The 20,291-nt window shown below is 74.8% G+C and carries 17 protein-coding genes and 1 tRNA gene; 9 read left to right on the top strand and 9 right to left on the bottom strand.

Annotation, left to right across the window (positions count from 1 at the left end; all coding sequences use genetic code 11):
- Positions 1-97 precede the first annotated feature (97 nt).
- The 3 genes from thrB to OKX07_RS05855 are packed head-to-tail and all read right to left on the bottom strand — an operon-like array spanning position 98 to position 3,532.
- A complete protein-coding gene (thrB, locus tag OKX07_RS05865; RefSeq protein WP_265630907.1) occupies positions 98-1,069 on the bottom strand; it encodes a homoserine kinase in 972 nt (323 codons plus the stop codon).
- 7 nt (positions 1,070-1,076) lie between these two features.
- Positions 1,077-2,168: a threonine synthase gene (gene thrC / locus OKX07_RS05860; RefSeq protein ID WP_265630906.1), complete on the bottom strand. Its 1,092-nt coding sequence runs from the start codon at positions 2,166-2,168 to the stop codon at positions 1,077-1,079.
- Positions 2,169-2,215: 47 nt separating this feature from the next.
- Positions 2,216-3,532: a homoserine dehydrogenase gene (locus tag OKX07_RS05855; protein ID WP_265630905.1), complete on the bottom strand. Its 1,317-nt coding sequence runs from the start codon at positions 3,530-3,532 to the stop codon at positions 2,216-2,218.
- A 253-nt stretch (positions 3,533-3,785) separates the two neighbouring features.
- Between OKX07_RS05855 and OKX07_RS05850 the strand changes: the two genes are divergently transcribed.
- Positions 3,786-4,460, top strand: coding sequence for a heme oxygenase (biliverdin-producing) (locus tag OKX07_RS05850; RefSeq protein ID WP_265630904.1), 675 nt, complete (start codon positions 3,786-3,788; stop codon positions 4,458-4,460).
- A gap of 83 nt (positions 4,461-4,543) precedes the next feature.
- On the opposite strand, the gene lysA is transcribed toward OKX07_RS05850, so the two are convergent.
- The gene (gene lysA / locus OKX07_RS05845) at positions 4,544-5,926 is read right to left on the bottom strand and encodes a diaminopimelate decarboxylase (protein ID WP_265630903.1); all 1,383 of its coding nucleotides are present in this window, start codon (positions 5,924-5,926) and stop codon (positions 4,544-4,546) included.
- On the bottom strand, positions 5,923-7,605 hold the full coding sequence (gene argS / locus OKX07_RS05840; protein WP_265630902.1) for an arginine--tRNA ligase: 1,683 nt from the start codon (positions 7,603-7,605) through the stop codon (positions 5,923-5,925). Before argS ends, lysA begins: the two co-directional genes overlap by 4 nt.
- Positions 7,606-7,687: 82 nt before the next feature.
- Here argS and OKX07_RS05835 point away from each other — a divergent pair, with 82 nt between their 5' ends.
- The 7 genes from OKX07_RS05835 (at position 7,688) to OKX07_RS05805 (ending at position 14,674) form a co-directional block, all read left to right on the top strand.
- Positions 7,688-8,347 (top strand): 4'-phosphopantetheinyl transferase family protein, encoded by a 660-nt coding sequence (locus OKX07_RS05835; protein ID WP_265630901.1) that lies wholly within the window; start codon positions 7,688-7,690, stop codon positions 8,345-8,347.
- 231 nt (positions 8,348-8,578) lie between these two features.
- Positions 8,579-9,232, top strand: a complete 654-nt coding sequence (locus tag OKX07_RS05830; RefSeq protein WP_265630900.1) for a FadR/GntR family transcriptional regulator — start codon at positions 8,579-8,581, stop codon at positions 9,230-9,232.
- A gap of 39 nt (positions 9,233-9,271) precedes the next feature.
- Positions 9,272-9,344, top strand: a tRNA-Arg gene (locus OKX07_RS05825).
- Positions 9,345-9,709: 365 nt separating this feature from the next.
- Positions 9,710-12,367, top strand: coding sequence for a bifunctional acetaldehyde-CoA/alcohol dehydrogenase (gene adhE / locus OKX07_RS05820; protein ID WP_265631830.1), 2,658 nt, complete (start codon positions 9,710-9,712; stop codon positions 12,365-12,367).
- A gap of 235 nt (positions 12,368-12,602) precedes the next feature.
- Entirely contained in the window at positions 12,603-13,184 is a 582-nt protein-coding gene (locus tag OKX07_RS05815) for a hypothetical protein (protein WP_265630899.1), read from the top strand.
- 108 nt (positions 13,185-13,292) lie between these two features.
- On the top strand, positions 13,293-13,418 hold the full coding sequence (locus OKX07_RS05810; RefSeq protein WP_265630898.1) for a molybdopterin oxidoreductase: 126 nt from the start codon (positions 13,293-13,295) through the stop codon (positions 13,416-13,418).
- A 47-nt stretch (positions 13,419-13,465) separates the two neighbouring features.
- A complete protein-coding gene (locus OKX07_RS05805; protein ID WP_265630897.1) occupies positions 13,466-14,674 on the top strand; it encodes a pyridoxal phosphate-dependent aminotransferase in 1,209 nt (402 codons plus the stop codon).
- A gap of 4 nt (positions 14,675-14,678) precedes the next feature.
- On the opposite strand, the gene OKX07_RS05800 is transcribed toward OKX07_RS05805, so the two are convergent.
- Positions 14,679-15,977, bottom strand: coding sequence for a multidrug effflux MFS transporter (locus tag OKX07_RS05800; protein WP_416220834.1), 1,299 nt, complete (start codon positions 15,975-15,977; stop codon positions 14,679-14,681).
- 102 nt (positions 15,978-16,079) lie between these two features.
- Between OKX07_RS05800 and OKX07_RS05795 the strand changes: the two genes are divergently transcribed.
- Entirely contained in the window at positions 16,080-16,874 is a 795-nt protein-coding gene (locus OKX07_RS05795) for an SOS response-associated peptidase (protein ID WP_265631828.1), read from the top strand.
- Positions 16,875-16,923: 49 nt separating this feature from the next.
- On the opposite strand, the gene OKX07_RS05790 is transcribed toward OKX07_RS05795, so the two are convergent.
- From OKX07_RS05790 to OKX07_RS05780, 3 genes are all read right to left on the bottom strand, one after another.
- Complete coding sequence (locus OKX07_RS05790; RefSeq protein WP_265630896.1) at positions 16,924-17,898, bottom strand: type IV toxin-antitoxin system AbiEi family antitoxin domain-containing protein; 975 nt, start codon at positions 17,896-17,898, stop codon at positions 16,924-16,926.
- A gap of 307 nt (positions 17,899-18,205) precedes the next feature.
- The gene (locus tag OKX07_RS05785) at positions 18,206-19,333 is read right to left on the bottom strand and encodes an adenylate/guanylate cyclase domain-containing protein (RefSeq protein ID WP_265630895.1); all 1,128 of its coding nucleotides are present in this window, start codon (positions 19,331-19,333) and stop codon (positions 18,206-18,208) included.
- 14 nt (positions 19,334-19,347) lie between these two features.
- Entirely contained in the window at positions 19,348-20,217 is an 870-nt protein-coding gene (locus OKX07_RS05780) for a biotin--[acetyl-CoA-carboxylase] ligase (protein WP_265630894.1), read from the bottom strand.
- Positions 20,218-20,291: the final 74 nt, after the last annotated feature.

Genomic DNA, 20,291 nt, shown 5'->3' with positions numbered 1-20,291 from the left:
TCCGGGGAACGCCGCCAAGCCTAGCACCGCAGGTCCGACGCCCGGTGCGCGGTCGTGCGGTTCACCCGCGGGCGCACGGGTGCCTGCGAACGGCGACTCAGTCGAGCATCGCCGTGACCGACGCCCCCGCGTGGTCCACCGGCAGGGGCAGCACACGCCACCCCGCCATCACGCCGCCGAACGCCTGCGCGACCGCCGCGTCGGCGTCGGTCCCGTCCGGCGCGCCCGGCGTCCGGCGCGCCAGCACGAGGACCGTCGGCCCCGCGCCGGACACGACGGCGGCGACGCCCTGGGCCCGCAGCGCGTCGACGAGCGCGAGCGAGGACGGCATGACCTTCCGGCGGTAGCCCTGGTGCAGCCGGTCCCCCGTGGCCTCGAGCAGCAGGTCGGGGCGACGTCCGAGCGCCTCGACCAGCAGCGCGGCGCGCCCGGCCTGCCAGGCGGCGTCGCCGTGCGGCACCTGCGCGGGCAGCACGCCGCGCGCGGCCTTCGTCGACAGGTGCCCCGGCGGCACGACCGCGACGGGCACGACGTCGGGGTGCACCGCGAGGCGCACCGCCCGGACGCGTGCGGGGGCGGACGGGTCGTGCGACCCCGGCGCGTCGTCCGTCCACGCGACGGTCAGGCCGCCGAGCAGCGCCGGCGCCGCGTTGTCCGGGTGCCCCTCGAGCTGCGTCGCGAGCGCGAGCGCGGTGTCGTCGTCGAGCGCCTCGGGCTCCGCGATCAGGCCGCGGGCCGCGAGCACGCCGGCGACGACGGCCGCGGCCGACGACCCCAGGCCGCGCCCGTGCGGGACCCGGTTGTGGCACAGCAGGTGCAGCCCGGTCTGCGGTGCGCCGACGTGGTCGAGCGCGGCCCGCAGCGCCCGCACCACGAGGTGCGTCTCGTCGTCGGGGACCGTGCCGGCGCCCTCGCCGCGCACCTCGACCCGCACGCCGGACGCGCCCAGCGCGCGCACCTCGAGCTCGTCGTGCAGGCCCAGCGCCAGCCCGAGCGCGTCGAAGCCGGGACCCAGGTTGGCCGACGTGGCGGGGACCCGGACCCGCACGTGCGCCGCGCGCAGCTGCACGGCGCGCTCAGCCCAGGCCGAGGGCGTCGGCGATCGAGACGACGTCCGTCGTGACGCGCACGGGCAGCACCTCGCTGCCGTCGGCGGTGCGCAGGGCCCACTGCGGGTCCTTGAGCCCGTGGCCCGTGACGGTCACGACGATCCGGGCACCGGCCGGGACCAGGCCGCGCTCGGCGCGTGCCAGCAGGCCCGCCACACCGGCGGCCGACGCCGGCTCGACGAAGACCCCGACCTCGGCCGACAGCACGCGGTGCGCGACGAGGATCTGCTCGTCGGTGACGGACTCGATGACGCCGCCGGACACGTCGCGCGCCTCCTCGGCCTGCTGCCAGGACGCGGGGTTGCCGATGCGGATCGCGGTGGCGATGGTCTCGGGCTGGTCCACGGGGTGGCCGAGCACGATCGGCGCGGCACCCGCGGCCTGGAAGCCCCACACGGCCGGCGTCCGCGTCGCCACGGCGGGCAGGTGGGCGCCCGCGTCGAGCCCCGCGTACTCGCGGTAGCCCTTCCAGTAGGCCGTGATGTTCCCGGCGTTGCCGACGGGCAGGCAGTGGATGTCCGGCGCGTCGCCGAGCGCGTCGACGATCTCGAACGCCGCGGTCTTCTGGCCCTCGATGCGGTCGGGGTTCACGGAGTTGACCAGCTCGACCGGGTAGGCCTCGGCGAGCTTGCGGGCCGCGATGAGGCAGTCGTCGAAGTTGCCGTCGACCTGCAGCAGCAGCGCCCCGTGCGCGACGGCCTGGCTGAGCTTGCCCATCGCGATCTTGCCCTCGGGCACCAGCACGGCGCAGACCATCCCCGCGCGCGTCGCGTACGCGGCGGCCGACGCGGACGTGTTGCCCGTCGACGCGCACACCACGGCCTTCGCGCCGCGTGCGGCAGCCGCCGAGATGGCCGTCGTCATGCCGCGGTCCTTGAACGACGCCGTCGGGTTCATGCCCTCGACCTTGACGTGCACGTCGGCGCCGGTGCGGGCCGACAGCGCCGGGGCAGGCACGAGCGGCGTGCCGCCCTCCCCCAGCGTGACGATGCGCTCCTGGACGTGGGCGGGCAGACGGTCGGCGTACTCGGCGATGACGCCGCGCCACTGGTGGGCCATGGGGTCCGTTCCTCGCGTGGGTGGGGTCGGTCTTCGGCAGGGGTGGGTCAGAGCACCGGCAGCACGGACACGACGCGGCGGACGACGTCGAGCGCCGCGACCGCGTCCACCGTGGTGCGCAGCGCGTGCACGGGCGCGGTGTGCGTGGTGATGACGAGGGTGGCCGAGGCGTCGTCGCCCGTGACCTGCGGGGTCTGGCGCACGGACTCGATCGACACGTCCTGCGCGGCCAGCTCGGCCGCGACGCGGGCGAGCACGCCGGGACGGTCGTGGACCTCGAGGCGCACCTGGTAGCGCGAGCGCGCCTCGCCGCCGTCGAGCACGGGCAGGTCGGCGTGCGACGACTCGACGGGTCCCTTGCCACCCAGCACGCGGTGCCGGGCCACCGACACGAGGTCACCGAGCACGGCCGACGACGTCGGCGCGCCGCCCGCGCCGCGGCCGTAGAACATCAGCTCTCCTGCGGCCTCGGCCTCGACGAAGACGGCGTTGAACGCCTGGCGGACACCCGCCAGCGGGTGGTCCGACGGCACCAGGGTCGGCTGCACGCGCACCAGCACGCCGTCCACGCCCTGCGCGGACCGGGCGCGCTCGGCGACCGCGAGCAGCTTCAGGACGTACCCGGTGCGCCCGGCCCACAGGACGTCGTCGGCCGTCAGGGCGGTGATGCCGGTCCGGTCGACGTCGTCCAGCGCGACCCGCGTGTGGAACGCGAGGGAGGCGAGGATCGCGGCCTTCGCGGCGGCGTCGTACCCCTCGACGTCGGCGGTGGGATCGGCCTCGGCGTAGCCCAGCGCCTGCGCCTCGGCGACGGCCTCGTCGAGGCCGAGGCCCGCGGTGGTCATCGAGTCGAGGACGTAGTTGGTGGTGCCGTTGACGATCCCGACCAGGCGCTGCACGGTGTCGCCCGCGAGCGACTCGCGCACGGGCCGCACGATCGGGATGGCGCCCGCGACAGCGGCCTCGAAGTAGAGGTCGACGCCCGCGGCGTCGGCGGCGGCGTACAGCGTCGGCCCGTCCTGGGCGAGCAGCGCCTTGTTGGCGGTGACGACGGACGCGCCGTGCTCGACGGCCCGCAGCACCAGCGTGCGGGCGGGCTCGATGCCGCCCATGAGCTCGACGACGACGTCGGCCTTGTCGACGAGCGACTCGGCGTCCGTCGTCAGCAGCGCGCGGTCGACCACCGGGTCGCGGTCGGCGTCGAGCGAGCGGACGGCGACGCCCACCAGCTCCAGCCGGGCGCCGACGCGCGCCGCGAGCTCGGCGTCCTCCGTGACCAGCCGACGCACGACCTCCGTGCCGACGACGCCGCAGCCGAGGACGGCGACGCGCAGGGACGGGTGGGTGCCGGGGGTGAGGGCCACGCAGGTGCCTTCCGAGCGGGGCGGTCGACAGGGCCGCCGGGGTGGGTCGTCGGACCGTGCGCGTCTGGGGGCAGCGGCACGGTCGTCGCCCAGGATAGGGCGGGTGGGCGCGGCGCCGCCCCGGACGTCCGGGCTGCGGGCGCGGACCACCTGGACGGATGCTCTGGTGAGGGCGCCCTCACCTGATCTACGGTGAGGACCTGACGGCGTGTCAGCAACCTGCTGTCGACCGCGCCGCACCGGGAGCCGCACCATGACCGTCTCACCGCCCGCCGAGGTCCTCGACCCCGCGACCGACGTCCCGCTGTCCGTCGCGCTGCGCACCGGCACGCGCGACGACCACGCGGCCGCCGAGCGGTCGGCGTTCGTCGAGCACCTCGTCGGCGGCACGCTCCCCCTCGCGGGGTACGTGGACCTCGCGGCGCAGCAGCACGCGGTGTACACGGCGCTCGAGGCGGCGGGCGACCGGCTCGTCGCCGCCGGCACCGACGGGGGCCTCGTGTTCTCCGAGCTCGTGCGCGTGCCCGCCATCGAGGCGGACCTCGCGCACCTGCTCGGCGACGACTGGCGCGCGCAGGTGCGGGAGCTGCCAGCGACGACGGCGTACGTGGCGCGGCTCGCGGAGGTCGGCGACGACCTGCCGCGCTACGCGGCGCACGCGTACACGCGCTACCTCGGCGACCTGTCCGGCGGCCAGGTGCTCAAGCGGATGATCGAGCGGCACCACGGCCTGAGCGGCGCCGGGGTCTCGTTCTACGACTTCCCGCAGATCCACCGGCTCAAGCCGTTCAAGGACGTCTACCGGGAGCGGCTCGACGCGCTCGCCCTGACGCCCGCGCAGCGCGACGAGGTCGTCGAGGAGGCCCGCGTCGCGTTCCGTCTGAACCGCGCGCTGTTCGCCGACCTCGCCGAGGCGCACGTCCGCTGACGCGTGTGGCACGTCGATCGACCCACGGATCCGGTGGCTCACCGACGGTGATGATCGACGCGAACCGGGGGTCGTCGGCCGGGTCAGTCGGTGGAGACGTCCAGGGCCAGGAGGTCGTCGACCGTCTCGCGGCGGACCAGCACGCGGGACTCCCCCGCCGTCACCGCGACGACCGGCGGACGCGTCAGCAGGTTGTAGTTCGACGCCATGGAGCGGCCGTACGCGCCCGTCGCGGCGACCGCGAGCAGGTCGCCCGCGCGCACGTCCCCGGGCAGCTGCACCTCGTGGACGACGATGTCGCCGCTCTCGCAGTGCTTGCCGACGACGCGCGCCAGCACCGGCTCGGCGTCGGACTCCCGCGAGACGACCTCCGCGTGGTACTGCGCTCCGTACAGCGCCGGGCGGATGTTGTCGCTCATGCCGCCGTCCACGGAGACGTACGTCCGCACGCGGCCGTCGTCGAGGCGGACCGGCTTGACCGTGCCGACGGTGTACAGCGTCAGGCCCGCAGGTCCGACGATCGCCCGCCCCGGCTCGATCGAGAGCCGCGGCAGCGGCGTCCCGAGCTCGCGCGCGGCGTCGGCGACGGCCTGCGCGACCTCCTGGGCGATCCGGTCGGGGTCGAGCGGGACCTCACCGGGCAGGTAGGCGATGCCGTAGCCGCCGCCCAGGTCGACCTCGTCGACGAGCACGCCCGCGCGGTCCCGCAGCGTCGCGCGCAGCGCCAGCACGCGCTGCGCCGCGACCGCGAACCCCGACGCGTCGAGGATCTGCGAGCCGATGTGCGAGTGGATGCCGAGCAGGTGCAGCTCGGGGTGGTCCAGGACGCGCAGCAGACCCCGCAGCGCCGGGCTGTCGCCCCCGCCGGGGCCCGCCGCGAGCGACAGGCCGAACTTCTGGTCCTCGTGCGCGGTCGAGATGAACTCGTGCCCGCCGGCGTGCACGCCCGTCGTCACGCGCACCATGACCGGCGCGGGGGCACCGCCCGGGCCGCGGTGCGCGCGGACCAGGGCCGCCAGGCGGTCGATCTCGACGAGCGAGTCGACGATGACGCGACCGACGCCCGCGTCGAGGGCCGCGCGCAGCTCGTCGTCGGACTTGTTGTTGCCGTGCAGCCCGAGGTGCGCGCCCGGCACGCCCGCGGCCAGGGCGACGGCGAGCTCGCCGCCGCTCGCCGTGTCGACCCGCAGGCCCTCGTCGTGCACCCACCGCGCGACCGCGCGCGTCAGCAGCGCCTTGCCCGCGTAGTACACGTCGCAGCCCGTGCCGACCTGCGCGCACGCGGCCTCGAACGCTGCGCGGTAGCCGCGGGCGCGGGCCCGCAGGTCCGCCTCGTCGACCACGTACGCCGGCGTCCCGTGGGTCGCGGCGAGGTCGCGCACGTCGACGCCCGCGACCCGCACGGCACCGTCGGCACCACGCACGACGCCCGAGGACCAGGGCAGGCCGGACGCGCCCCGGCTCACATCCGCTCCGGCGCGCCGACCCCGAGCATCCCGAGCGCGTTCGCCAGCACCTGGCGGGTCGCGTCGTTGAGCCACAGGCGCGTGCGGTGCGCGTCGGTGACCTCCTCGTCGCCGAACGGCACCACCCGGAGCTTCTGGTCGTACCACTTGTGGTACGCCCCGGCGACGTTCTCGGCGTAGCGCGCGACGCGGTGGGGCTCGCGGAGGTCCGCGGCCTGGGCGACGACGCGCGGGAAGTCGGCGAGCAGACCCAGGAGCACGGCCTCGGACTCGTGGTCGAGCAGCGAGGCGTCGAACCCGTCCTCGCGGCGCACGCCGGCGTCGGCCGCGTTGCGCGCGACGGACGCCGTGCGCGCGTGCGCGTACTGCACGTAGTAGACGGGGTTCTCGTTGGTCGCCTTGGACAGCAGGTCGAGGTCGAGGTCGATCTGCTGGTCGGCCGACGAGCGCGACAGCGCGTAGCGCGCGGCGTCCACGCCGACGGCGTCGACCAGGTCGTCGATCGTCAGGACGGTGCCCGCGCGCTTGGACATGCGGACCGGCCCGCCGTCCTTGACCAGGTTGACGAGCTGACCGATGAAGAGCTCGAGGTTGACGTGCGGGGTGTCGCCGAACGCCGCGCACACGGCCATCATGCGGCCGACGTACCCGTGGTGGTCCGAGCCCAGCATGATGACGACGCGGTCGAACCCGCGCTCGCGCTTGTCGAGGTAGTAGGCGATGTCACCCGCGATGTACGCCGCCTGACCGTCGGACTTGATGACGACCCGGTCCTTGTCGTCGCCGAAGTCGGTCGTCCGCAGCCACAGCGCGCCGTCGGCCTCGAACATGTGGCCCGACTCCCGCAGCCGCGCGACGGCGCGGTCGACGGCACCGGACTCGTGCAGCGAGTCCTCGTGGAAGTACACGTCGAAGTCCACGCCGAAGTCGTGCAGCGACTGCTTGATCTCGGTGAACATCAGGTCGACGCCGCGCACCCGGAACGCCTCGCGCGCCTCGTCGTCCGGCAGGGTGCGCGGGTCCGGCTCGCCGGCCGCGAGCGCGTCGGCGATGACCTGGTCGGCGATCTCGGCGATGTACGGGCCGCCGTACCCGTCCTCGGGCGGCTCCTCGCCGCGGGCGCGGGCCACCAGGGAGCGCGCGAACCGGTCGATCTGCGCGCCGTGGTCGTTGAAGTAGTACTCCCGCGCGACCTCGGCGCCGGACGCGGTGAGCACGCGGGCGAGCGCGTCGCCCACGGCCGCCCAGCGCACGCCGCCGATGTGCAGCGGGCCGGTGGGGTTGGCGGAGACGAACTCGAGGTTGACCTTGAGCCCGGCGAACGTGTCGTTGGTGCCGTAGGCCGTGCCCTGCTCGACGATGCCGCGCGCGAGCTCACCGGCAGCGGCGGCGTCGAGGCGGATGTTGAGGAACCCGGGTCCGGCGATCTCGACCGCCGCGATGCCCGGGACGTCGCCCAGGCGGCGCGCGAGCTCCTCGGCGAACGCCCGCGGGTTGACGCCCGCCTTCTTGGCGAGCTGCAGCGCGACGTTGGTGGACCAGTCCCCGTGCTCGCGCTGACGGGGTCGCTCGATGTGCACGTGGGCCGGGATTGCGGCCGGGTCGAGGGCGAACGTGCCGTCGTCGACGGCGTGCACGAGAGCGCCGCGCAGTGCGTCGGCGAGCTGGTCGGGGGTCACGGGTCAAGGGTAGGCGACCGGCATGGTGCCTTCGCGACGGGAATCCACAGGTGCGCAGGCGGGTGGTGCAGGGAACCACCAGGTGCACGCACCCGACGACGGCAGACTGGTCGCCGTGCTCATCCAGCTGCTGCCGTCCGGGGTCGTGGGGGTCGAGGCGTTCGGGCCCGCCGTGGCGGGGCCGCTGCTCGGGGACGAGGCGGCGGCCGTCGCGCGGGCGGTGCCGGCACGACGGACCGAGTACGCCGCCGTGCGGGTGTGCGCCCGCGACGCGCTCGCCGCCCTGGGCGCGGGGCGACCCCCGGTGCCCAGCGCCCCCGACCGCTCACCCGTGTGGCCCGCGGACGTCGTCGGCGCCCTGACGCACTGCGACGGGTACCGGGCCGCGGCCGTCGCCCGCGCGGGGGCGTGGGTCGGTGTCGGGATCGACGCCGAGCCGCTCGCGCCGCTGCCGGACGGCGTCGCGGACCTCGTCATGTCCGACGACGAGCGCGCGGCTCTCGCCGACGTCGACCCCGCGCTGTGCCCGGACCGGGTCCTGTTCTCCGCCAAGGAGTCGGTCTACAAGGTCTGGTCGCCGGTGGTGCGCACGTGGCTCGGATTCGAGGACGTGCACGTGCGCCTCGGCGCGGGCACGTTCACCGCTCACGTCGACCGCCCCGGCCTGGGCGTCGACGTGCTGCACGGCCGCTGGACGACGGGCCACGGCCTCGTCGTCACAGCGCTGACGCTGCCGCGCTGACCCGGCGGGACGTCACGCCCGGCGACGCCGACCGGCACCCCCCTCACCGACTCACCCGCCCATCGAGTAGCCAGGTGCCGGTGGGCGGGGTGCGGTGAGGGCGACACGGGGCGCCGTCCGGAGCGCGGGACTGGTCGTCGGGTCGTCGGACGTGTTGACTCGGGCCCGGGGCACCGTGGCCGTCGAGGCAGCGGCGCACGCCCCGCCGCCGACGACGAGGAGCCGACCCCCATGGTGCGACGCGCCGGACTGATCGACACCGCCGTGGAGGCGCTGCGGTCGCGCATCAGCTCCGGCGAGTGGCGCGTGGGGTCGCGCATCCCCCCCGAGCCCGCGCTCGTCGAGCTGCTGGGCGTCGGCCGCAACACCGTGCGCGAGGCGGTGCAGTCCCTGGTGCACGCCGGGCTGCTCGAGCGGCGCCAGGGGTCGGGCACCTACGTCCTGTCGACGTCCGAGCTCGCCGTGAGCATGGGCCGGCAGATCGCCGACGCCAGGCAGCGCGACGTCGTGTCCGTGCGGCGCGCGCTCGAGATGGAGGCCGCCCGGCTCGCCGCGCGCCGTCGCACCGCCACCGACGCGTCCGACCTGCTCGCCCGGCGCGACGCCCGCGCCGACGCGTACGCCGGTGGCGACCTCGACCTCATGGTCACGACCGACCTGGAGCTGCACCGCTCGATCGTGCGGGCGGCCGGCAACCCGGTGCTGCGGTCCCTGTACGACAACCTCCTCGAGGCCATCGGCGACAACATCCGGTTCAACTTCGTCACCGACGTCCACGCCCACGACGCGCACGACTCCCTCGTCGAGGCCATCGTCGCGGGCGACCCCGACCGGGCCGCCACGGAGACCAGCGCGTACCTCTCCGGGCTGCTCGAGGACGCGTGATCCGTCCCGTCCTGGGCTGGTAGTGTCGGGGATCGCTGCGCGCCCGTAGCTCAGCGGATAGAGCGTCTGCCTCCGGAGCAGAAGGTCGAAGGTTCGAATCCTTTCGGGCGCACCCACCACGCAGGCCGTGCCGCACACCGCGGCACGGCCTTCGTCGTTCCCGGCCGGCACCGGGACCGAGGTCCCCCCAGACGGGCCGAGACAGCCCCTCCGGACGTCGTCCCCGACCCTCGGGGACTTTCATCCCACCTTTTCGGAGCGTGCGTTCCCTAGCGTCGGAGACAGCGACGGAGTGCCTCCAGCCCCCGTCACCTCTCACCACTACCCGGGGAGTCGACGGTGTCCGAGACCATCAAGAAGAGCACCCGCGCAAAGGCCCTCGCCGACGCGCCCGCCGAGGTCACCTCGGCCATCGCCGTCGCTGCGCCCGCCATCGCGGCGCCCGCCGTCGCGGCGCCCGCCGGCGCCGCGCTCGGTGTGAGCGACGTCGACGAGGTCGCCCAGGCCGTCGACCGGCTCGTCGCGAACGCCACCAAGGCGCTCGCCGAGTTCGAGTCGATGACGCAGGAGGACGTCGACCGCTTCGTCAAGAAGGGCGCCGTCGCGGCGCTCGACCAGCACGGCCAGCTCGCGAAGCTCGCGGTCGAGGAGACCGGGCGCGGTGTCTTCGAGGACAAGGCCGTGAAGAACATCTTCGCGTGCGAGCACGTCACCAACTCGATGGCGAACCTGCGCACGGTCGGCGTCATCAACGTCGACGAGATCAACGGCATCACCGAGATCGCCGAGCCCGTCGGCGTCATCGCGGGCATCACCCCGGTGACCAACCCGACCTCGACCGCGATCTTCAAGGCGCTCATCTCGCTGAAGACCCGCAACCCGATCATCTTCGCGTTCCACCCGAACGCCCAGCAGTGCTCGGTGGCCGCAGCGCGGATCGTGCGCGACGCCGCCGTGGCCGCGGGCGCCCCGGAGCACTGCATCCAGTGGGTCGAGCTCCCGTCGCTCGCCGCGACCGGCGCCCTCATGAACCACCCGGGGGTCGCCACGATCCTCGCCACCGGCGGCAACGCGATGGTGAAGGCCGCGTACTCGTGCGGCAAGCCCGCGCTGGGCGTCGGGGCCGGCAACGTCCCCGCCTACGTCGAGAAGACCGCGAAGCTCAAGCGCGCGATCAACGACATCGTCCTGAGCAAGGCCTTCGACAACGGCGTGATCTGCGCGTCCGAGCAGGCCGCGATCCTCGACGAGGAGATCTACGACGACGCGATGGCGGAGTTCTCCCGGCTGCACGCCTACCGCACGAACCCGACGGAGAAGGCCCAGCTCGAGCAGTTCATCTTCGGTGTCGAGGCCGGCGGCGAGAACTGCGCCGGAGCGAAGCTCAACCCCGCGGTCGTCGGCAGGTCCCCCGTCTGGATCGCGGCGCAGGCCGGCTTCACGGTCCCGGCGGACACGTCGATCATCCTCGCCGAGGTCTCCGGCGTCGGCCCCGCGGAGCCCCTGACGCGCGAGAAGCTGTGCCCGGTGCTGGCGGTGCTGCGCGCGTCGTCGACCGACGAGGGCATCTCCCTGGCCGAGCAGATGGTCGAGTTCGACGGCCTGGGCCACTCGGCGGCCATCCACACGCAGGACGACGCCCTGACCATCGAGTTCGGCAAGCGCGTCAAGGCGATCCGCGTGATCTGCAACGCGCCGTCCTCGCTCGGCGGCATCGGCGACATCTACAACGCGTTCATCCCGTCGCTCACGCTGGGCTGCGGGTCGTACGGCCGCAACTCGGTCGGCAACAACGTGTCGGCGGTCAACCTGATCAACGTCAAGCGCGTGGGCCGGAGGAACAACAACTTGCAGTGGTTCAAGGTCCCCGCCAAGACGTACTTCGAGCCCAACGCGATCCGCTACCTCGCGGACATGCCCGACGTCGAGCGCGTCACCATCGTCACCGACGCGACCATGACGACCCTCGGGTTCGTCGACAAGGTCCTGGACGTGCTGCGGCACCGCACCAACAACGTCGCCGTGCAGATCATCGACCAGGTCGAGCCCGAGCCGTCCGTCAAGACCGTGCAGGCCGGTGCGGCGCAGATGCGGCACTTCCGTCCCGACACGATCATCGCGCTCGGCGGCGGCTCGCCCATGGACGCCGCGAAGGTCATGTGGCTGCTGTACGAGCACCCGGAGATCGTGTTCTCCGACCTCAAGCAGAAGTTCTTCGACGTGCGCAAGCGCGCGTTCAAGTTCCCGACGCTGGGCGAGCTCGCCAAGCTCGTCTGCATCCCGACGACGTCGGGCACGGGCGCCGAGGTCACGCCGTTCGCCGTGATCAGCGACCCGGACGCGGGCAAGAAGTACCCGCTGGCGGACTACGCGCTGACCCCGACGGTCGCCATCATCGACCCGGTGCTCACCGCGAAGATGCCGCGCTCGCTCGCCGCCGACTCCGGGTTCGACGCCCTGACGCACGCGATCGAGGCGTTCGTGTCGGTGTACGCGAACGACTTCACCGACGGCATGGCCCTGCAGGCCATCCGCCTGATCTTCGACAACCTGGCGCAGTCGGTGAACGGCGAGCCGACCGACCCGGCCACGAAGGACGCCCGCGAGAAGATGCACAACGCCGGGACGATCGCCGGCATGGCGTTCGGCAACGCGTTCCTCGGCATCGTGCACGCCATGGCCCACGTCGTCGGCTCGACGTACCACCTGGTGCACGGCCGGACCAACGCCACGCTGCTCCCGCACGTGATCCGGTACAACGGCACGGTCCCGACCAAGCTCACGAGCTGGCCGAAGTACGAGTCCTACGTCGCCCCCGAGCGGTTCGCGCAGATCGCGCAGATGCTCGGCCTGCCGGCCGCGACCCCCGAGCAGGGTGTCGAGTCCTTCGCGCTGGCCGTGGAGTCGCTGCGCTCCAAGGTGGGCATCCCGGCGTCCTTCGAGGCGCAGGGCGTCGCCGAGCAGGAGTTCATGGACCGGCTCGACGAGGTGGCCATGGGTGCCTACGAGGACCAGTGCGCCCCGGCGAACCCGCGCATGCCGATGATCGCCGACATGAAGGACATCATGACCGCGGCCTACTACGGCACGTCTCTGGAGGACGTCCGGAACCGCCGCGAGCGGGCGGGGGCCTGACCGACTCCCCGACGGTCCGCGCCCGCCCCACGGGCGCGGCCCCCGTCACCGCTCCCGACGCCCCCGCCGGCACTGCCGGCGGGGGCGTCGTCGCGTGGCCCCGCCCCTGCCGCGACGCGCGGGTCCGGTCGGCGGCTCGGCCGGACACCGTGCGTGACGGAGCAACTCGGGGCAAACTGGGCGGCCCCGGTCGCTCGTCGACCGGCCGACCGTCTCCCGACCGAAGGAGCCTCCCGTGGCAGCGCTCGGCACGTCCGCCCGCCGTCCCCGTCCCCTGACCACCACCGGCGCAGGTGCGCCCCGGCACCGTGCGGCGCGGCTGCTCGCCGTGACCGCCGCGACCGGGGTCCTCGCGCTGGGCCTGTCCGCGTGCACCGACGGCGACGTGCAGCAGGCCGCCGACGGGGTCGCGAGCGCCGCGCAGGGCGCCGCGGACGAGCTCACCGCCGCGGGCGACCAGCTCCAGCAGATCCTGGCGGACGGCGAGGCGCACGCGGCCGAGGCGCGCGCGAGCATCGACGAGGCCCGCGCGTCCCTGGCGTCGCTCGACGACCAGGCGCGCGGCGAGGCCGACGCCGCCGTGACGTCCGCGCAGACCGCGGTGGACGAGGCGGAGGCGGCGCTCGCGCAGGCGAAGGCCGAGGGCCAGGAGGCGTCCGCGGAGGCGCTCGCCGAGGCGCAGGCGGGGGTCGCCGAGGCGCAGGCCGGGCTGAACGCCGCCGCAGCGGGCGCCGGCGCCGAGGCGGGCGGCGCGCTGCAGGCCGTCGGAGCCGAGCTCGCGAACCTCGGGCAGGACCTCCAGGCCGCCACGCAGTGAGTCCCGCGGGGGGGCGTCGGCGGGGCAAGCCGGACACCCGTCGGGTGAAATCCGCGACATGCCCCCCCGGGCGTTGTCCGTCGCCCCCCACCTGCCGATCTTGAAGGTATGACCGCACGCACGCAGACCAGCGAGGTCCGGCGCCACCGCACCGAGTGGTGGGTCGTGGCCGCGTGGTCGTCGCTCGCCCTGCTGGTGGTGAGCGGCCTCCTCGCCGCCGCCGGCCTGCTCTGACGCCGACGCACGGCGCCCGCCACGTCGGGCGACCCTATGCTCGCGGCGTGACGAGCAGGTGGCAGCAGGTGGCAGCGGCAGCGGGTCTGCTGGACGACGACGGCACGGCGCGCCCGACGATCTTCGCGGAGATGTCCGTGCTGGCAGCCCGCACGGGGGCGCTGAACCTCGGGCAGGGCTTCCCCGACGTGGACGGCCCCGCCGCGGTGGCCCGGGCGGCCGCCGACGCGATCCTCGCGGGCGTGAACCAGTACCCACCCGGCCCCGGGATCGCGCCGCTGCGCGCCGCCGTCGCCTCCCACCAGCGCACGCGCTACGGGATCGAGGTCGACCCGGACACGCAGGTGCTGGTCACGGCGGGTGCGACCGAGGCGCTGGCGGCGGCGGTGCTGGCGCTGGCGTCCCCGGGCGACGAGGTCCTCACGCTCGAGCCGTACTACGACTCCTACGCGGCGGTCGTCGCGATGGCCGGGGCCACGCACACCACCGCTCCCCTGCGCGCGACGACCGACGGCTTCCGCCTCGACGTCGACGCGCTCGAGCGCGCGGTCACGCCGCGCACGCGGCTGCTGCTGCTGAACTCGCCCCACAACCCGACGGGTGCGGTGCTGAGCCGCGACGAGCTGGCGTCGGTCGCACGGGTCGCGGTCGCGCACGACCTGCTCGTGGTGACCGACGAGGTGTACGAGCACCTGGTGTTCGGGGTCGAGCACGTGCCGATCGCGACGCTGCCGGGGATGGCGGCCCGCACGCTGACGATCTCGTCGAGCGGCAAGACGTTCTCGTTCACGGGGTGGAAGATCGGCTGGGTCAGCGGCCCGGCGGAGCTGGTGACGGCCGTGCGGACCGTCAAGCAGTTCCTCACGTACGTGTCGGGCGCACCGTTCCAGCCGGCCGTGGCGCACGCGTTGACGGACCCCGCGGCCCTGGCGTGGGTCGACGGGCTCGTCGCCTCGCTCGCCGAGCGGCGTGACCTGCTGTGCGCGGGCCTGCGCGGCGCGGGCTTCGACGTGGTCCGGCCCGACGGCACGTACTTCGTGCTCGCGGACGCCGCCCCCCTGGGCGCCGTCGACGGTGCGGCGTTCTGCCGCGAGCTCCCCGCGCGGGCAGGTGTCGTCGGCGTGCCCGTCAGCGCGTTCACCCGCCCGGGGTCCGCCACGCACGACGCCCTGCGGACGTGGGTGCGGTTCACGTTCGTCAAGCGGCGCGACGTCCTGGAGGACGCGGTCGCCCGGCTGCGGACGGCCTTCGCCTGACGCGTCAGCCGAGCTGCCAGGCCCCGCCGCGGCGGAAGGCCGGGGTCGCCAGGGCGAGCACCGCGAGCCCCACGACCGCGGCACCGAGCATGACCGCGGCCATCGCGACCGCCCCGCCGCCGAGCACGCCGGAGAGGTTCGCCACGACACCACCGGTGCCCGCCTGCAGCGAGCCGATGAACGCCGCCGCCGTCCCCGCCATGGCGCCGTGACGTCCCAGCGCGATTGCGCTGGCGTTGGGCGGAGCGAAGTTGACGAGCGCGAGCACGAGCCACAGCACGACGAGCAGCGCCCACAACCCGCCGGCGCCGGTCAGCGCGAGCGCGAGCAGGACCCCGGTGAGCACGACCGTCGCGACCACCGCGACCCGCAGGATCCGGATCGGGGCGACGCGCCGCACGATCGACGCGTTGACCTGCGCACCGAGGACCAGGCCGATCCCGTTCACCGCGAACAGCAGCGCGAACTGCTGGCTCGTCATCCCGTACCCGACCTGCAGCACGAACGGCGAGGCCACGACGTAGGTCATGAGGACGGCCATCGTGAGGCCGGGGAGCACCGCGAGGGCGACGAAGTGCCGGTCGCGCAGCAGGTGCGCGTACCCCGACAGCGCGGTGCGGACGCCGCCCGGTCGGCGTCGCTCGGGGGGCAGGGTCTCCGGCATGCGCAGCAGGACGACGAACCACAGCGCGACCCCGAACAGGGCGAGCACCACGAAGACGGCGCGCCACCCCCACTGCCCGGCGATCAGCCCGCCGAGCGACGGCGCGAACAGCGGGGCCACCCCGATGACGAGCATGAGCCGCGACATCAGGCGCGAGGCGTCCGACCCGGTGAACCGGTCGCGGATCAGTGCCATCGCGACGACCGTGGCCGACGCGTTGAAGAACCCCTGGGCCACGCGCAGCGCGACCAGCGGGACGATCGAGGGCGCGATGGCGCACAGCAGCGAGATCACCACGTGCAGCGCGACGCCGATGAGCACGGGCGTGCGGCGCCCGAACCGGTCGGACAGCGGGCCGATGACCAGCTGGCCGATCGCGCCGCCGATGAGCATCCCCGTCATCGTCAGCTGCGCGGCGGCGGCGGACGTGCCGAGGTCGCGGGCGACGTCGGGCAGCGACGGCAGGTAGATGTCGGTCGAGACCGCGGGCAGCGCGGCCATCGTGCCGAGCAGCAGGATGTGCTTGGCGTCGGGCCGGTAGCGGGGGGCGTCGTCGGGCTGCGTCGCGCCGGCTCGCCCGTCGGCCGGGGTGGTGGCGACGTGCAGCGAGGCGGAGGTGGAGGGACTGGGCTGGCGCATGGTCCTTCCATGGTCGCACCGCCCACACCGCAGGACGAATCGATTCGACCGTGACGCTGCGCACGCGTGCGGCTGTCGGTGGGCGGTGAGAGGCTGGCCCGCATGTGCGGCAGGTACGCGTCCTTCCGGGAGGACCAGGCGATCGCCGACGAGTTCGCCGTGGCGACCGTCGCGGACGACGTGCGGCTGCTGCCGCCGTCGTGGAACGTCGCCCCCACCGACGGTGTGCGCATGGTCGTCGAGCGCGCCGACCGCGCGACCGGCGAGATCACCCGGCAGCTGCGGGTCGCGCGCTGGGGCCTCGTGCCGTCGTGGGCGAAGGACCCGTCGATCGGCAGCCGCATGATCAACGCGCGCGCCGAGACGGTCGCGGAGAAGTCGGCGTTCGCCCGTCCGCTGGCGATGCGTCGCGCGCTGCTGCCCGCGGACGGCTACTACGAGTGGCAGGCCGCACCGGAACCCCCGGCGGGCACGCCCCGCTCACGCCGCCCGGCCAAGCAGCCCTACTGGATCCACCTGCCCGACGACGAGGTCGCCGCCCTGGCCGGGCTCTACGAGTTCTGGCGCGACCCGTCCCGGGACGACGACGACCCCGACCGCTGGCTCGTCTCGGTGACCGTCGTGACCCGCGCGGCGACCGAGGCGATGGCCCCGATCCACGACCGGCAGCCCGTCCTGCTGCCGCCCGACGCGTGGTCGGCGTGGCTCGACCCGGCCGTCGGCGCGGACGACGCCCGCGCGCTCCTCGCGGTGACTCCCCCGCCCCTGACGGCGACGCCGGTCGGGACCCGCGTCAACTCGGTGGCCAACAACACCCCGGACCTCATCGAACCGACACGCGTCGACCCGCCCAGTCCGACTGGTCACCCCGCCGATCGCAGCGTTGGGGACACATGAGGTCCCGAACGCTGCACCCCTTGGCAGCCACCGGGGCGACGCCTGGCGGTCACGGGCATCGGGGGCAGCGGGACGCCTCCGTCGGTCGGCCCGCGCGGGTGAGTGCCAGCGCGACCTGACGGGCGACCGCGCACGGCCGGCCCGCGACGTGCCGCCAGCGGTACCGCAGCGTCAGGTCGTCGTGCTCGATCAGCACCGCGTTGTCGCGCCAGACGTCGCGGTCCGTCGTGCCGCCCGGGTGCGCGAGGCGGCCGTCGAGCTCGATCCGCACACCGATCCCCTCGTGCACTCGGTCGGCACGGATCCAGCCGCCGTCGACCCGCTGCCGCACCTGTCCGATCGTCCGTGGCAGCCGGTGGGGCCGCTCGACGTCCCGGACGTACCGGTGCTCCAGCGGGGACTCGATGCCGAGCGTGGGGTCGCCCAGCACCGCACGCAGCAGAGCGCGGTGGGCCAGCGCGTGTCGCTCCTCCGCCCACCGCAGGAGGCGTGACGGGGTCACACCCTGCCGCACGGCCGACGTGACGACGGCAACGGCTGCGTCGTCGTCGGCCGCCTGACCCAGCAGGTCGAGCACCGTCTCGACGACGTCGACCGCCCGGAGCCGTCCCGCCGCGTGGGGCATCGGGCTGCGGCGGTGCACGACCAGACCGGGCTGCGGCCGGACCCACCGGGAAGCCGGAACGCTCACGACGACGACCGGCCCCGCCTCACGGACGAGTCCGTGCACGTACCCGGCGGACGAGTGCGACAGGGCGGCGCCGTCCCCGGCCGCCACCAGCGCGGCGTGCGCGACCTGGCGCCACGTCACCGCGCCGGACTGCAGCACGACGACGCCGCGGTGCAACCGTTGCCACCGCCCGGAGGCCACGCGTCGGGCGACCGTGCGGCGCGGCACGCCGGCCTCCTCGAGCTGAGCCACGCTCGCCACGCCCTCCTGCCGGACGACCCGGGAGCGCACCGGCTCGGGCAGGGCGATGACGTCGGGCAGGTTCACCGCGCGCGGTGCCGAGAGCAGAACCACGCGGCGAGCGTGGCACCGAACGACCCTCCGGAACGGGCATCCGCCGCATCTGTGGACTACCGCGCACCCGCCGCCGCCCACCACACCACACCGATCCGCTCGCGCTGCAGCGTTGGGGACACCTGAGGTCCCGAACGCTGCAACCCGACTGCGCCGGGGCGGCCCGGTGAGAGGGGGCCGGGGGGGTTGGGTGGGTGGGCGGGGGGTTGGGTGGGTGGGCGGGGGGTTGGGCGGGGGGTTGGGTGGGCGGGGGGTTGGGTGGGCGGGGGGTTGGGTGGGCGGGGGGTTGGGTGGGTGGGGCGGGTCGTCAGGCCGGCGCCGCGTCCAGGCGGTACGGGACGACCTCGCCCACGCCTGCGAGCTCGCGCGCGGGCTGCTCCGTCAGCCGGAACCGGGGGTCCCCACCCAGGACCTGGGCCGTCGCGGCGTCGACGAGGACGCCGCTGGGCTCGGCGATGTCGGTGAGGCGGGCCGCGAGGTTGACCGTCGGGCCGAACACGTCGCCGAACCGCGACAGCACGCGCCCCCACACCAGACCCACGCGGACGGGCGTGACGCCGCGCGCACCCTCGGCCAGGCCGCCCGCGCCGCGGGCCGCCTCGACGTCGAGCGACGAGCCGAACGCGTCCGCGAGCCCCAGGGCGACCTCAGCACCCGCGCCGGGGGTGTCGGCGATGAACAGCACCGCGTCGCCGATGGTCTTGACGACGCGCCCGCCCGCCGCGGCGACGACGTCGCGCGCGGCGGTCTCGAAGCGCTGGACGAACAGCGACAGGTCCGTCGAGCCCAGGCCGGCGGTGCGGCGCGTGAACGACACCATGTCCGCGAACCCGACGGCGCGCGCGAGCGGCAGCAGCCGGCCGTCGACCGCGACGTCCCGCAGGTGCCCGAACTCGGCGGCGTACCGGTCGGCGACGGCCGCGAGCTGGCGGCGGTAGGAGTGCAGGAGCTGCTGCTCGAGCAGCGGCGCGAGGTCCCGCAGCCGGTCGAGCACCAGCAGGCGCGCGGTCGTGTCGTCGAGCTGGTAGCGCGTCGCCATGTCCTCGACGAGGGCCTCCACCTGCCACAGCGCGAGGCGGTCGGACGTGTGGCCGAGCGCGCGGATCACCGTGATCACGGTGCTCATCGCCAGGCCGTGCTCGACGACGAGCACCTCGGCCATGGCCAGCGCCGTGGCGTCGCGCTCGGTGAACATGACCTCGTCGTCGCCGTGGCTCGGCAGGCCCAGGGTCCGCCAGAACACGCGGACGGCCTCGAGGTCGATGCCGGTGCGGCGGGCCAGGTCCCGCGCGCTGAGGGTGCGGGGCCCGCCGAGCAGCAGCTCGTCGAGCTCGTCCGTCGTGCCGGTGCGCCAGGTGGTCGGCGCGCCCGTCCCGGGCGTCGGGAGCGCCGGGCCGGTCGCCGGCTCGCTCGCGCGTCCCTCAGCCTGCGGCACGCGACGAGCCTAGTTCACGGACCTGCGGCGCCGGCCACACGCACGTGCGTCACGTCCCCGGCGAGCACCCGCCGCTCGACCCCGGCGTCGTCGCGCACGACGAGCGCACCGTCGGGGGCCAGACCGGTCGCGGTGCCGACGAGGACCCTGTCGTCGGGCAGGTCGACCTGCACGCGCTGCCCGACGGTCGCGCACACCGACGCGACCTCCTCGACGAGCCCCGCCGCGGCGGCGTCGCCGTCGTGCTCGACCCAGCGCTGCGCGACCTCGTGGAGCGCCGCGACCAGCGCGACGAGCACGCTCTCGCGGTCGGCGGAGCGCGCGCCGGCCAGGACGAGCGACGTCGCCCACGGCACCGGCAGCTCGTCGGCGCGCTGGTCGACGTTGACGCCGATGCCCACGGCCACCGCGGGCACCTGCGGGACGACCTGCGCGAGCACGCCCGCCACCTTGCGCGTCGTGCCCCAGCCGTCGATCGGCTCGACACGGTCACCCAGCTCGACGAGCACGTCGTTGGGCCACTTGAGCTGCGCCCGGACGCCCGCGGTCGCGCGCAGCGCCCGCACCGTTCCGAGCCCGGCGAGCAGCGGCAGCCACCCGTACGTCGCGGGCCCGGACCGCGGCCGCGCTACGAACGTGCAGGTCAGTGCGGCCCGCGGCGGTGTCGTCCAGGTCCGGCCGGCGCGTCCGTGGCCCGCGGTCTGGTGCTCGGCGACGAGCAGGGACGCGTGCGGCCACGCATCGGGGTCGCGCGCCAGCCCGGACACCACGTCGTCGTTGGTCGACGGCGACTCCGCGACGACGTCGAGGCGCGCGAGGGGACCCGCGGGCGCGAGGAGCAGGTCCCGCAACGTGGAGACCCCGAGGGGCGGACGCATCGCCATCGGGCCATCATCGCGCAGCGGGGACGGTGGCTGCCCCACGGTCGTGCGGGGTGCGCGTTGTGGGGTCCCCACAG

This window comes from Cellulomonas sp. S1-8, assembly GCF_026184235.1.
GTDB lineage: Bacteria > Actinomycetota > Actinomycetes > Actinomycetales > Cellulomonadaceae > Cellulomonas.
This window is presented reverse-complemented; position numbering and strand designations above follow the sequence as displayed.

Bases quoted from the DNA above. Each gene is read 5' to 3' on its own strand.
- thrC (WP_265630906.1), bottom strand. From the start codon at position 2,168: ATGGCCCACCAGTGGCGCGGCGTCATCGCCGAGTACGCCGACCGTCTG.
- OKX07_RS05850 (WP_265630904.1), top strand. From the start codon at position 3,786: ATGACCGTCTCACCGCCCGCCGAGGTCCTCGACCCCGCGACCGACGTC.
- OKX07_RS05830 (WP_265630900.1), top strand. From the start codon at position 8,579: ATGGTGCGACGCGCCGGACTGATCGACACCGCCGTGGAGGCGCTGCGG.
- OKX07_RS05810 (WP_265630898.1), top strand. From the start codon at position 13,293: ATGACCGCACGCACGCAGACCAGCGAGGTCCGGCGCCACCGCACCGAG.
- OKX07_RS05800 (WP_416220834.1), bottom strand. From the start codon at position 15,977: ATGCGCCAGCCCAGTCCCTCCACCTCCGCCTCGCTGCACGTCGCCACC.
- OKX07_RS05795 (WP_265631828.1), top strand. From the start codon at position 16,080: ATGTGCGGCAGGTACGCGTCCTTCCGGGAGGACCAGGCGATCGCCGAC.
- OKX07_RS05780 (WP_265630894.1), bottom strand. From the start codon at position 20,217: ATGGCGATGCGTCCGCCCCTCGGGGTCTCCACGTTGCGGGACCTGCTC.